This window comes from Achromobacter ruhlandii (assembly GCF_002082135.1).
GTDB classification, from domain to species: domain Bacteria; phylum Pseudomonadota; class Gammaproteobacteria; order Burkholderiales; family Burkholderiaceae_B; genus Achromobacter; species Achromobacter ruhlandii.
The window spans coordinates 5,867,912-5,880,987 of sequence record NZ_CP017433.1 but is presented as its reverse complement, the minus strand read 5'-3'; the positions used below and the strand labels follow the sequence as shown (position 1 = coordinate 5,880,987).

Annotated in this window: 12 protein-coding genes; all 12 read right to left on the bottom strand. The window is 61.8% G+C overall.

From position 1 onward, the window contains the following. Positions 1-143: 143 nt before the first annotated feature. Positions 144-3,029: a MobF family relaxase gene (gene mobF / locus AruCF_RS26655; RefSeq protein WP_254431155.1), complete on the bottom strand. Its 2,886-nt coding sequence runs from the start codon at positions 3,027-3,029 to the stop codon at positions 144-146. Between the two features lie 42 nt (positions 3,030-3,071). Next, the gene (locus AruCF_RS26650; protein WP_083036997.1) at positions 3,072-4,700 is read right to left on the bottom strand and encodes a type IV secretion system DNA-binding domain-containing protein; all 1,629 of its coding nucleotides are present in this window, start codon (positions 4,698-4,700) and stop codon (positions 3,072-3,074) included. 64 nt (positions 4,701-4,764) lie between these two features. After that, a complete protein-coding gene (locus AruCF_RS26645; RefSeq protein WP_157130062.1) occupies positions 4,765-5,172 on the bottom strand; it encodes a hypothetical protein in 408 nt (135 codons plus the stop codon). A gap of 8 nt (positions 5,173-5,180) precedes the next feature. Continuing rightward, positions 5,181-5,888, bottom strand: coding sequence for a StbB family protein (gene stbB, locus AruCF_RS26640; protein WP_083036994.1), 708 nt, complete (start codon positions 5,886-5,888; stop codon positions 5,181-5,183). Positions 5,889-5,897: 9 nt separating this feature from the next. After that, the gene (locus AruCF_RS29350) at positions 5,898-6,320 is read right to left on the bottom strand and encodes a hypothetical protein (protein ID WP_157130061.1); all 423 of its coding nucleotides are present in this window, start codon (positions 6,318-6,320) and stop codon (positions 5,898-5,900) included. A 37-nt stretch (positions 6,321-6,357) separates the two neighbouring features. Next, complete coding sequence (locus AruCF_RS26635; protein ID WP_157130060.1) at positions 6,358-7,005, bottom strand: KfrB domain-containing protein; 648 nt, start codon at positions 7,003-7,005, stop codon at positions 6,358-6,360. 689 nt (positions 7,006-7,694) lie between these two features. Continuing rightward, a complete protein-coding gene (locus AruCF_RS26625; RefSeq protein WP_157130059.1) occupies positions 7,695-8,744 on the bottom strand; it encodes a helix-turn-helix domain-containing protein in 1,050 nt (349 codons plus the stop codon). Between the two features lie 64 nt (positions 8,745-8,808). Then, positions 8,809-9,078: a hypothetical protein gene (locus AruCF_RS26620; protein WP_056560060.1), complete on the bottom strand. Its 270-nt coding sequence runs from the start codon at positions 9,076-9,078 to the stop codon at positions 8,809-8,811. 293 nt (positions 9,079-9,371) lie between these two features. Beyond that, positions 9,372-10,391, bottom strand: coding sequence for a P-type DNA transfer ATPase VirB11 (gene virB11 / locus AruCF_RS26615; protein WP_083036989.1), 1,020 nt, complete (start codon positions 10,389-10,391; stop codon positions 9,372-9,374). A gap of 115 nt (positions 10,392-10,506) precedes the next feature. Beyond that, positions 10,507-11,676, bottom strand: a complete 1,170-nt coding sequence (virB10, locus tag AruCF_RS26610) for a type IV secretion system protein VirB10 (RefSeq protein ID WP_083036987.1) — start codon at positions 11,674-11,676, stop codon at positions 10,507-10,509. Beyond that, the gene (locus AruCF_RS26605; protein WP_083036985.1) at positions 11,673-12,491 is read right to left on the bottom strand and encodes a TrbG/VirB9 family P-type conjugative transfer protein; all 819 of its coding nucleotides are present in this window, start codon (positions 12,489-12,491) and stop codon (positions 11,673-11,675) included. The genes virB10 and AruCF_RS26605 overlap by 4 nt, the downstream gene beginning before the upstream one ends. Then, complete coding sequence (locus AruCF_RS26600; protein WP_083036983.1) at positions 12,488-13,075, bottom strand: hypothetical protein; 588 nt, start codon at positions 13,073-13,075, stop codon at positions 12,488-12,490. The genes AruCF_RS26605 and AruCF_RS26600 overlap by 4 nt, the downstream gene beginning before the upstream one ends. Position 13,076 lies beyond the last annotated feature (1 nt).

Here is a 13,076-nt window from a genome sequence, read left to right as displayed (position 1 = left end):
AGTTATACGACCGCTTCTGGCCGGAAGTGTCCATCGATGGCCTCTGTCGTGTGCGGACTCGGCCTACAATGGCCCAGCCAGCGAGCATCCTCTTCGATTGCCTCTGTGAACCGGATTTCGACCAAGACTCTGCCTCGTGGCTCCTATTTAATGGAGATGTCCATGGCGACAGGCGCCTTGTGTGGACGCCATGGCCGGGTAGATTCCAAGCCGATGTCCAGCGCCGCCGTTTTCTCCTCCAGCCGGTTCACGGCACCGGACAGCTTTGTCGCGTTCTCGGTATAGATCTCCGTGTGAAAGCGCGCCCGGGAAATTGCCACGTAGTACACGTCGCGCTGCGTGGTGCGGCTAAAACTCTCTGCGTTGATCAGCGCGCGATCGCAGGTCAGTCCCTGCGCGCTGTGGCTCGTGGACGCATAGGCCCGATCCAGATGGAGCGGCGCTGTTGCCGCGTTCATCGTGATGCGGCGGCCGTTGCCGCCGATGGTGACCGTTGTGGGCGTGACGGCGAGCACTTCAAACCGATCACCGTTGGCCAAGTCGAGAGCCGCGTTGTGCCTCGTCGCCCGAACCCAATCGCCGGCGGACAATTCTGCCTTGACCGGTTCGTAGACCGACAGCTTGGCGGCGCGGGCAGGATTGAAGGTGGTTCGGACCTTACTTTCCATATGCTCAACGACTAGGTCATTGGGCTTTCCGGCAAGCGCCCCAATAACGCGGTACATCTCGCCCTGGCGCAAATTTCCGGTTTTGTAGTCCCGCTCCGGCTGCACAATATCCCCGGCGACGAAGTACTTGGCCACTCGCCGTTCTGCCTGCGTAGTGTCACGTCGGGTGAGCATCTTGAATTCAAAGCCGCGGCCGCCCAGGCCGAGCGCCTGGTGGGTAGCCTCGTTCAACGCATTGCGCGAATCATTGGTGCCGGTCACGATGAGCGTTTCCCGCCGCTCATCGTCGTTCAGCGTTGCGTATCGCGTCGCTATCGCGTCATATCGTTCGCCGTCGTCCTTGATGGTGTGCACGGCTTTCAGCTTCTGATCTAACACGCCAAGGGAGGCCGACGCCTGACCCTTTGCAGCTAGTTCCACCGCAGCCTTCAACTCAGGCGATTTCTGCCGAATGATGTCGCCCATTAGGGCCGTGGCCATGCCAGCGACCTGCAACTGGTGAAACGGGCGGCCAGCCTCGATGGCCTTGGTTTGGCCCGTGTCGCCCAGCATGACGATGCGTGCGTCGTCAGCCTCCGCCATTTTCATCAGGCGTTCCATGAGGCGGGCAGGGACCACACCCGCCTCATCGATGACCAGGACGGTTTTCGGGTCGAGTTTGAAGCGGTCCTTCTGACGTGCCTCCAGAACGGATGCTACGGTCCTGGATTCCATTCCGAGTTCCCGCAAGGCCTCGATCTGCTTGCCGTAGGACGCCACGGCCTGGACCTTGAAGCCAGCTGCTTCAGCGGCCTCCTTGACCTGGGCCAGCATGTGCGACTTGCCGGTCCCCGCGAGGCCTTGGACGCCGATGAACCGGTGTGGCGTACTGAGGATCAGATTGGCGGCCGCCAGCTGGCCTGGCTTCAGCGAGCGGCAAGCCATAGCGCCTTTGGCTGCTTGAGTATCCAAGATTGGTGCGACCTGGTCACGCCCCTCGCGCTCGATCTGGAGGATTCGCTTTTCGCGCTCCCGTGCCACCTGTGTGGTGTACCTTGCACCGGTCGGAACAAGCTCGCCGCGAGCAATCGAAATGCGGATTTTCTCTTCCGCATGTTTTTTGCTCATGCCTCCGACGACGAGGGCGGCGACCAAGTCCGACCGTGATTCGCCGGCACCGTCTTTGTCCTTCGCGTGCCGGTACTGAATCGTCCCAAGGATCAGATGGCCTTTATCAAGTGAGCGCTTGACGGCCGATTTGAGGTCGCCCAGCTTTATGCCCATGCCGTGCGAACGGTGCAGCGCGGTCTTGAGCATCTCTTTTCCGTCCATCACGGATTCGCGCTCGGTGTGGTGCTTGATCGCCCACCGAAGACACTCGTCGGCAATCAGAGCAGCCGCTTCCGGCGTCAATTCCTGACGGGGCGGCTTGCCGCTTACCGATTCGGCTTCCTTTTCCAGAGGTTGCTTTGCTCCATTGAAATCAATGCCGAGTTCAGTCGCCTGTCGTTCCCAGTCACGCTGAAGTTCTTCGCGAGAAATTTCGGGGGCCTTGTCCAGGCGAGTTTTGAGGGCGATAGTTTGCTTGAGTGCTCTGCTCGCAGATTCGCGGGTTTCACCCAACGCCGCCAGTTCGGCATTGATGTCCTGCGAACGCTTGGAGAACCCTTCGATGTGGTCCCGAGAGATGTGCGCGAGTTCGAAGCTTTTGCCCTCGTACCGAATTTGATGGCCGGACTTCTCCAGGCTGCTGGCCAGCTCGGCGTGATACACCGATTCCACCATGGACTTCAATCGATAAATCTCATCGTTCGATATGGCGACCCAGCGCCCATCGGCCCGTTGGGTGAGGTTCATCAACAGCGCGTGGGTGTGCAGTTGGGGATCCGAATAGGCACCATCGGTGGGCCTGGCCGTCTCGTGCCGAAACTTCGCGATAGCCGCGTTGCCCGTCCGCTCCGTAGTGGTTATTCCCTGCTCCGTCTGGCGCGCGCGCAGTAGCTCATGTTCCAGAAATTCCAGCGCCTTGCTCACCGCGTAGTCGTGTGCCTCGATGACTGACGGATCCTTGCCGGCCAGCGCCTGGATGCTGACGCTCTTAGGCGGAGAGAATGTCATATCCAGTGCCGCGCGTGCCTCAGCATCCAACCTGATAGAGCGCGATAGTTTGACGTCTGGACCAAAGTCACCGCGCAGCGCACGCAGAAATTCCTCCTGTTGAACCGCGCCGGTAAGCCCTAGTGCGTCGGCCGCCTTGCCTTGCCATTGCGCGGCCGTGCCGTCACGGCTGTAGTAGTCGTCCTTTTGATCCGCGTAGTAGTGCGACGCCTTGTTGGCGGCGCTGCGGTGGACCGTCTTGAGCGAAATCATCAGATGTTCCATGCGAGCGGACGCCGGCACTGCCGGCGTCCTGGTGTGATGCAATTACGCCGCGAGAGTCGGGTCCTCAGGTAGATCGACTTGCGACCAGGGTTGAGGGCCGTCGACGGATGCGCTGGCCATGTTTCGGGCGCCGCTCCGCCTCGCTTCGACAAAGGGCGCATTGCGAAGGGCAAAGGTCCTTGGCTCGAGCACAAACTTCGAGATCGGCCGGTTGCCGGCGAATGCGACCCAGCCAGTGAGGTCGGGCAACGTTTGAACCTGAGCGGCGGTCACGACCCGCTCTATCTTTCGTTCCATCCGCTCGGTCGTGTTCGGTGTCTTCCCTGGGTTGCGACTGTCGGTGTATTCGGGGCGTAGGACTTCATGTTCGCCGAGTGACTTGGACATGACCTCTGCGGTTTCAAAGTCGGTCTTGGATCCGCCCAGGACGACCAGCGATCGGAAACTCGCCCGTAGCGTCTGAGACATCTTCTCTCCGAAAATGTCGTCCATTTGGGATACCGACTGCAGGCCAGCGAGCGCCCGGCCGCCGTTCTTGCGACCTTTCGTCAAGAAGTCCTCCAGGCTGGCCAATTTTTCCATCGACCCCAGCTCATCGATGACGAGCCACCACCGACGCGCCTGATCCTCTGGCAATGAAAGGAGGGCCGAGCAGAACACGTCGACGAAGGCGGATATAAGCGGCTTCATCGCTTCCTTCATGTCCTCGCGCCACGTGATGTACAAACTGCCGGTGCCGTGCTCCATCCAATCACGGATGCTGAACTTTCCAGCAGGCATCGTGACGTGCTCCGCGAGATACTTGGAGAGGACGAAGCGTGCGCTTGTCAGGGCTTTGCTTGCCTCAGCGGAGCCGGCAAACAGGGACTCGGCCAACGTGCCCGACAGGAACGTCCGCAGGTCTTTGTCGGAGGCAATGGTGGTCCAGCGAAAGAGTTCCTCGATGGACGGAGTGCCCAGCTCGTTGAGCTTACGGGCGGTTTCGCGCAGCAGGAGGCGGGCGTAGCCGTTCCACTCTTCCGCGTTAGCGTCTTTACCCAGGGGAACAATGGACAGCGCCAAGCGTTTCCAGTCGTACTCCGCCCGCACCTCATTGAAGAATGACCACCCCTCGGTACGCTGATCGTAGGGGTTGAGCAGTACGTCGCTATCCCGCCCGAACTTGCTGTAGAGGTCGCCGTTGGGATCGACCACGACCATGCGGTCGGCGCGCCGCAGGGCTGAATAGACCAGGTTGCGCAATAGCACCGACTTACCGCTGCCCGTAGCTCCGTTCAGGAGAATGTGGAGATTCTCGATGCCGGTCGGCATTGGGACGCCCGCTACATCAATCTGCTGCCGGCCATTCTCCGCGCACAGCTTCTGCAGCTTCTTGATAGGCACCGCCTCTGTACCGCGAATATGCTTCTTGTACCCGGCGCCGTCGAAGCCATCTTTGGTCGAGTACTTCTTGAGCGTGAGCGAAAGCGCGAGTGCCAAGATGAAGGCGATGCTGGGCGCGGCGATCAGGGATGGGTAGTCCGGTGTGGAGACCACCCAGTGTGATAGCACCGTCCAGGTGATGTGGGAGAAGGGCAGGCCGGATAGCACCTTGGCTGTAAGAAGCCAAGCGCAAAGCGGAAAAACCAGAAGGGCGAACTTGATGATGCGCCGGCGTATGTCGGGTGCCATGAAAGTCCTTTCAAGATATGAAGAAGGCGCCCAAGCGGCGCCATTGAAACGGGGCCCGCAAGGGCTATTGTTGAAGGACGAGCGCCACAAGGGCGCCGCCGATGACGCTGCCGATGAGCGCGCAGATCCCGCACAGCACGCCAGCTCGCCACGCGGCCGCCGGCAACGCTCGGGTGGCAACGCGAGTCGCAATGCGGGCGTCTGAGGTCGACTTGGCCAGGGTGCGGCTGGCCTCAAGAAGCGAGCGGGCGGCTTGACCGCCCGCATTGGCCGCCGCCTCCATGCCAGCTTGACGCACCATGGTCGGAACCGCCTGCATCGTTGCCGCGATTTCTTGTTGACGAGCGGTCAGCTGCTCGATCATCCCGACGAGCTGGGCGCTTTCCTGCAACATGTCGCGGTACAGAAGCTCCATCCTGCTGCGGGGGATGCCGGACGAAGTGGCGGGGCTTTCGGGCAGTGTGGCGGTCACAGAGCCTCCTAGAGGAAGAGAGCGCCGAACGCCTTGTCCAGCTGCCGGTCAACCGGGCGCGCAAGCGACTGCAGGGCATGCATGTCGCTGAGGTGGCTGACGAGCTTCACATCGTCACGATCAGCTTGGCGCAGCTCGTGCCGGTAGTCGCGCGGGTCGGCGAGGATCTCCTTGATCGTGGTGCGCTTGTTGGCCAGCAGATCGAATACCTCGTTCTCAAAGATCACTGCTTCCGGATTCGCCCGGAAGTCGCCGGACTGGTGCGCGTATCCGAAAATGGCGGCAAACTCCTCACGGACGTCGGAGTCGACGCGATTGAAGAGCACCCGCACGCGCTCGGCCGGTACGCCCATCTCGGAGAGAGCCTGGATCGTCTTGATCGTCTCGCGTTGCGCTTTGCCCGAGGCGACCACGGGCAGGACGTAGTAGTCGATCTCGAGATGCGCCTGGTCATACTTCACCAACTCGGCCAGAAAGTCCTCGATGTTGGAGGCGCCGACGTCGACGATGGCAGCTTCTGCCATAAGCAGCTTGCGAAAGAGACGGCCGAACTGCCCGCCACGCATTTGTTCGACATCCAGGCCGAGATCGGCCGCGCTTTCGTTGGTCGACTCAACTGCGATAATCTCGGCGTCCGGAATACGGGGTGCCAGCAGGTGGCTCGTCGTGACGGTTTTGCCGACGGAGCCGGAATAATTGACGGTTGCGATTTTCATGGGTGTTGCCTATTTTCTTCGGCCGATTTCGGCCAGTTCGTTGAGGTCAATGGGACCTGAAGCATTGCGAAGTCGAACCAGGTCGGCTTTGCTTTGAATGCTGCTGGTTGGCGTTTGAGGTGACGCAGCGACCGGAACTTCTGGAACAGCAGACGCGCTGCCGACCGTCGCAACCGTGGATGGATGTGACGGCTGTTGTTGACGCCGGCGCCAACGGTGCAGCGCCTGCCGTAGCGACGCGGGCTTCAACTTGACTCCGGCGCGGCTAAGTACTTCGAGGATCCCGGAATGGGAAACGCCTTGCCGCCTCAAATCGTCGATGAGAGGCAGAAGCGTCCGAAGTCGCGCTTGGGAATCAGCAACGCGGAGGTCGTTTAGCTGCTGAACTGTGGTGGACTGAGCGCCGTCCTGTGATGGGTGTTTCTTTTCCATGGTGAGTAGCTTCACCGTCTGATGTCGGCGTGCTTCTCTACCGCTCGAGGGCGGCTGAAGTTTTCTCCGCGCCAGCCTTTTCCAACGCGGTCGTTGCAATCGCCAGGGTGTCGATCTGGCGCACCAGGCCGACCTTTCCGCACGGGTAGCTGATCTCCACTTCCTTGCCCACGTATTGCTGGGGTTCGGAAATGGCCAGCGTGCCGATCCTGTGTTCAATTGCGATCTCATCACCAACAATCTGACACGCGATATCGCCATGGATCGAGACGATCTGTCCGCGATAGGTCGCGCCAATCTCTGCGGGCTGTACGGGAAGCGAGCCGTCCCAAAGGTCATCTGCAACGTCGAGCTTCAGATCTGCGGCCGCGCCGTAATCCCGCAGGAGTTGGGCGGCTCGGTCGGCGGACATGACGGAATAGGACCACCCCTCGGCGTCGCGAGCATCTTCGACCACGTACTGCCTGACGAGCGCCTCGCCCAACTGGTCGATCGCTAGCACGGTGATGCTGGACCGATAGGCGGGGTCTGGTGGCGCCGGGTTCCAGAATTCTGCGCGGGCTTGCACAGGCACGCTGGCCTGCAGCGCCGAGTGCGTTTCGAGATGCGGATAGTCGTAGAAGCGTTCCGTGTCGATGTCGCGGACGGATCTTCCGTCCCAGCGCTCGATTCCCAGGCCACGCACTGTCGTGGGGTTAAGTTGACGCTGGCGGTGGCGTCCCTCCTGCTGGAGAACCGTGGGGTTGAAGGAGGGGGGGCCGCGCCCGTGAGCGGGCGCGGGGGAACCGTTGCGGTTCCCCGGGGGGTCGGAAGCGCGGACGCCGAACAGGCGGCCGGCCAGGGGGGCAGCAGCCCCCGCGCTTTTGGGGCCTGCCGATCCCCACCCGGCGGATTCGCCGGGAAGGGGACGGACCTTTTCTCCCGCACGGCAGACACCGGCGCAGCCTCGGAGGGCCGCAGCGGTGGTGTGGCGTTGACGGTGTTCAGCAGGCAGGTCGTGGCGCTCGGGGCGGGGCGAGGCCAACGGCCCGCGACGCCTGGGGGGATGCCTTTCCCCCGCCTGGCGGCGCATTGCGCCGGCGGGGAGGGGGACTCAAGCTAAGGGGTTCAGGCCGGCGCCGCAGGCGGCGGGGCGGAGGGAGCGTAGCGACCGGAGGGTAGGCGGATCGGCGTTCGCGACGAGCCAGCGCCTCGCGCGCGACTCTCTCTAAAACCTATAAAACCTATATATACCTATTGGGTACCGTTTTCGGTACTGGCAAAAAGCCGTTTTCGGTACTGGCGAACGAACAAATTGGGACGGGCAAAAACACTTTTCGGGCTAGGCCCAAAACTGGGACTGGTCCCGATATGGGTGCAGGCTGTGGACAACTTTTAATGGGACGGCACGAGTCCGGCGGCGAGGAATACGCGCGCCTTGAAATGGGGCGGCGGCTCGTTCGGAGCCTGCTCAACGCCGAGCTTCTTGCCGGTGGCCACGATGCCGGTCCAACTGTTCTGCCAGGCAATGCCCGCCGTCTCGCCGGCGTCGCGTTCCCGGAAAACCCAGAGCCGCCATGACTCGAACCAGTCGGGTGACATGCCCAGTTCTCCGGGCCTGGACCGCATGTAGGCGCTGAAGGTGGCGGCCATGGCGTCGATCTTCTCCTGCGTCCAAAGCGGCCGCTGATCCTGCGTCCAACTTCGCCACCGCTCCGGCAGGGTCCAGGTTGCTGGAAGCCGGGTGGGGCCGGCGCCGGCAGGGCGCCCATCAGGCTCGCGTCGTCGCCCTTTTCGCCTGCCCCCCTTCGCTGCTCTGCTGGTGGGCATATGCCGTGTGGCATCGGAAGTAGGAGAGCCTTCAGCGCTGACGCGAGCGCCCGCTGCATCGATTGATCCGCCCGTGGGAAGGAATGTCGCGTCGGCCCCCTCGCAGTGCGGCGACGAGGCGTCGCCCTCGGGAGGAAACAGCGACTCGTCGATCGCGGATCCATCCCGCTCTGACGGCTCGCTTTGGCCGGCATTCGCCCCGCGGTCGCCCTCCGGAGCTGCCAGCGGCACAATCCCATCCTCAAGCTCAAGCCCGTCCTGCAGCGCGAGATCTTGCTGCGTCGACTGCGATTCGCCGCCGGCGACGGCACCAGAGGCCGCAAGGTCGATCAGGGGGACTGCATTCGGGCACAAGCGATAAATGATGCTGCTACGGTTGTCGCCCGCTCGTCGCCCTGTGTCCTGGATCGCGCCCAAATCGCGAAGGCGGCCGAGGGCTTCGATAACCGTCTTGCGATTCAGATGGGTGACTTTGGCCAGGTAGTCGATCGATGCGAAAACCGTCCAGTGGTCTGCATCGTAACGAACGAGCTGTGCCAGGTTCAGCAACACGAGCTTGGATGAGGATTTCTGGACGTCGGCCATTCTGGCCCATTTGGATGCTTCGACGCTCATGTTCGCCCCTTGCGTTGCTGCGAGTTATTGCCGGGTAATGGATCTTGCTGGTACAGCGTGCCGGTCACGAGTCCGTCTCCAGTGATTCAGCGATGGTGCGGCGTGCCCGCAGGGGCAGGCCGTGTGCTTCATAGAACTCGCGGCGGGCCATCAGCCACGCCTTGTACGGCCACGCGCGGCGCTCACCCCAGGGGTAGGCGTCCTTGATGGCTTGGTGGGTTTGTTCGGCGCTGAGGCCTTCGGCGCGGCAGCGGTCGAAGACGCTTTGCATGATCTTGTAAGCCATGCGGGTGCGTGCTTCCTGCGCGCCGCGTTGGCGGTTCGCTCGGGTCATGGAAGTCTCCGGGAGGAATTGACGGCGGGACGCTGCGGTCGGCCGCCGGCGGCCAAATTTGATTTACAGCCGCTCTTGTCGTTCGATGGCGTGGATCGCGTCCATCAACCCGTCTACAAGCCGGTGCATGTCGGCAGTGGTAAGAGGTGCGGATCCAATCGGCCCGCCAAGCATTTCACGGCACTCCATGGAAAGAAGTGCAGTGTTTCCCTTGCTGCATTCGTGGCGGAGCCGCAGAACACCTGGCAGTCCTACCGGCGATATAAACGGAAGTTCGACTTCTACAAGCGTGCTCATTGCACGCGCCCAGGGTTGAAATAGACCTGAGTGAGCTTGTAGTTGGCGAAGTACAGCGAAATGTCCAGCGTGGAAAACAGGTAGCGCCGAATCGTGTCGATATCCATCTGGTTGCCGGCCGCGGACTGTTTCACGAGAAGCGCAACGCGCTCAAACGTATCGCGCGCACTGTTAGCGTGGGTGGTCGTCACTGATCCAGGGTGGCCTGTGTTCAAAGCGTTCAGGTAGTCCCACGCTTCGGGGCCGCGCAGTTCGGACAGAAAGATCCGATCGGGCGAGCTGCGCATGGTGGCCTCGATGCACTCTGTGGCCGACATCCGGCCAGCACCTTTGCCGTAGATCATGTGCACGCGGTTGGGATGGTTTGGCAGGAAGAGTTCGTGCACATCCTCGATGGTCAAGAGCCGTTCGAAGAACGGCACGCAGTCAATGAGACTGCGTGCAAACGTCGTCTTTCCTGAGCCGGTCTTGCCCGCGACAATGATGTTGCGGCATTGAGTGACTGCACGACGAAGAAACTGAAGGATGTCCCCTGCCTTCATGAGGTCGAGCAATTCCTGGTCGTGCTCGGTCAGGTTGTCGGCGTTACCCATGGGGCCGCTCACATCGACCCAGTTAGCAAAGGCGCCTTCGGCGGCCAGCTCGTCCAAGGTCTTCACGACGCTGCTGTGCTTGCGAATGTTGATCGAAAGCGAGCCGTCGATCACGGCCGGCGGCTGGGCCACCTGAGCGCGCTCACCGTCGGGCAACAGCAGCGACATGATGGGGCTGAAGTTGACGTTGTTATAGCTGGCCATGGCCGACACCAGCGCTTCCAGGAAGCTGAACGTCAGCTTCGGATCATGGCGCTCGTGCCATTGCCCGTGAGAGCGCGTAAAGATCACGCCGGGCCGCGTAATGGTGATCTCGCGGACGGCGTCATCTGCCATGTAGCCGGAGATGGGTCGCATCATCTGGCGTAACGCAGTGTCACGGCCGTCCGAGTCGATGGGCGATGTGTTGTGGGAATCTTTCATGGGATGCCTAGTCAATGAACGCTGGCCCCCGCGACCGAATGGTCAGGGGGCCAGGCGCTTGGTCGAGTAAGAGGTTCTGTGCGCGAGGCGTCATTAGCGGCGCGCGACCGCGCTGCTACCGAGCGACGGATCTGAGCGTGTAGACCGAGCTGAAGTCCAGATCTCGAGCGACATAAATTCCCAGCCGGCCGCCCTGGTTGCGGTAAAGCGTCGGCGGGATGTTGATGGTGTTGTCGAGCACGGTGGTTACTGCGTTTGTGGCCGCCTCGCCCGTGGTATTGAACTGGACCTGGCTGTTGTCGCTGCTGCCACGCGAGGTTGCCCACGTACCCAAATCGCTGATCAAGCTGACCATGATGGCTCCGCCGAATCGCTCAGCGAAGTGCGTGTCGATGAAGCCATCCAAGCCTGCCTCACCCAGGGGGCCCGTGCCCGGAGAATCTAGCTGGATGACGACGCCCTTGGGAGTTTCGAGACGTGACCACACTACGCCGACACGCGGCTGGCCTTGTGCCAATACACCTTGCTGATAGCCGATGAATCGCGTCCCTTTGTCGATCAGAACCACGCGGCCGCTGGTTGAGCGGATATCGTGCGGCGCATAGCAGGCGAGCATGCCGGCTTGTGCAGTGACGAGCTTAGTTTCCTGCACGCAATCAATCATCGAACCTTGAGTGATCAGCATGTCCCGATTGCCAACTAGTCCGGCGCGAGACGCTGAGAGCTTCATCGGGGTGAGCTTGCTGGCCATCGGCCCGCTATCTGCTTCACGCGGCTGCTGCTGCGAAGACGCCTCCTGGTTTGAGGACTGACCTCCCTCTCCCTTTGTGGACCGCAGCCCGCTCGCCAAGCGCCGCTGCATGATGGGGTCGACCGCCACGGCTTCAGCGAGATTGGACAGGGGACCCTTCTGTTCAGGTGGGCGTGCCGGGCCGGGAACTGCCGGCGTACCAAGTGACGGCTCCGGCGGGGCTGGCGGCGGCGGTGGCGGCGGATCGGGTCTGAGCTTCAGACCGGGAAGCACGTTCTCGATCTTGGCTTGCATCGCGGGTGCGGCTTCTTCGGCGGCTGTCGAGTTGAATGCGCGCCAACCCATCGTGCCGATCACCATGCACGCCATGAGGGTTAGAAGCCACATAAAGGCTTTGGCACCCTGTTGCATCGGCCTTGCAGTACCCGACAGGTCCGGGCGGCCGCGGCCCTCGATCTGCGCCTGGTGCTCTTCGATCTCCGCCACCGCGTCTATGGTTTGACCGGGTTTTTTTCGCCTTTTGAAAAGTCTCATGGCGCAGTTTCCTCACGAACGACACGCTCGACCTGCGGCGAAACGGTTCCGGTGGCCAGGCTGCGTGCAACAGGTGGTCCGTCGTTGTGAACGGCCAAGACCTGGTTACCGATACGCAAATGCCAGCGCTTGGCGACCCGATGAAGCACGACAGTCTGCTCGTCCTCCATATGCCGGTTCACGATCACTTCCTGGCCGTCAGCGTCTACGAAATAGATCGCAGGCAGATCCTGGCCAGGAGCAAAACGAAGCCATGTCTGCGCGCCGTCATCCCATGCGGCGACCGGCGCCAGGCTGGTGTCGCCGCTCATCGAATAGGCCTGCCAGTTGATCGCGACGTCGGCAGTGGCCAGATCGCGCTGCACGCGGTCGCGCTCCTCCTGGGCCGCAGATTTTTCCTGCTCCAGTTCGGGATAGCGCAGTACCACGCGAAAGACGCCGCCGCTCTTACGCGCCTTTTCGTACTTCAGCAGGAACGAGTAGTTTCGCTTGGTGGTGATGTAAAGGAGGTTGGTGTCGGCTTGCTCGACGATGGGCTTGAGCAAGAGGTGCTTGCCCACTTGCTGGAAGTCGTACGCCGCCGAATCGCCAAAGGCGTGGGTCACATAGTCCTCGTCATCATTGAGCTGAATCTGGGTCGCGACGCCTAAGGTGGTGTCAACCTGAATGACGTCGGCGGCGTCATAGTCCGTCCACCGGATTCGTTGATCCTTGGGCGAAGCGGCAGGTCGGTCAAGCGACCAGGCCGGCGCTGCGGCCGCGCAAAGCGCGACCGACAGCACCGCCACGGCCAAAGGCCTGAAGCGGATGTTCATCGTGCGTGTCCCATCTCGAGGTTGCTCTCACGTTGGCGCGCCGACTGGTGCGTATGTTGATGGTCCATCCCCATCTCCGCCTGCTTGTCGTGGTCAGCGTCGCGCACCAGGCCCACGCCGCCTACCGCCTTGAAGGGGTAGCTGATTGCGAGTGCCTCTTCCTGGCCGGTCATCTCAAAGGACCGGTTCAGCGTATTGCGGGCATGAACGATGAGGTCCCCCGTTTCGTTGTCACGCTGGATCAAGCAGTTTGGCGTTGTGCCCACGATCGGACCCTTGTATTCGCGCCCATCTTCCGGCTGACGGATTTGCCGGTCTTGCTCGCCGTACAGCTCTACCGGCCGGCGCGCCTCACGGATGCGCTCTTCAAAGTGCTTGCCGATACGATCGGCAGCCAAGACAGGCGTGGGAAGACGAAGGTTCGCGTCCTTGTGGAGATGGTCCTTGCAGAGGCGCGCGGCGCCGTAGAGATCGCTCTTCGCGTACCGTTCGATGTCGCGCAGCAGTGCCGTGCGCTCTGCGTTGCTCATGCGTCCTGCATCTTCGAGGCGGCGGGCGAGTTCGTTGATTTGTGCTTTTTGCATG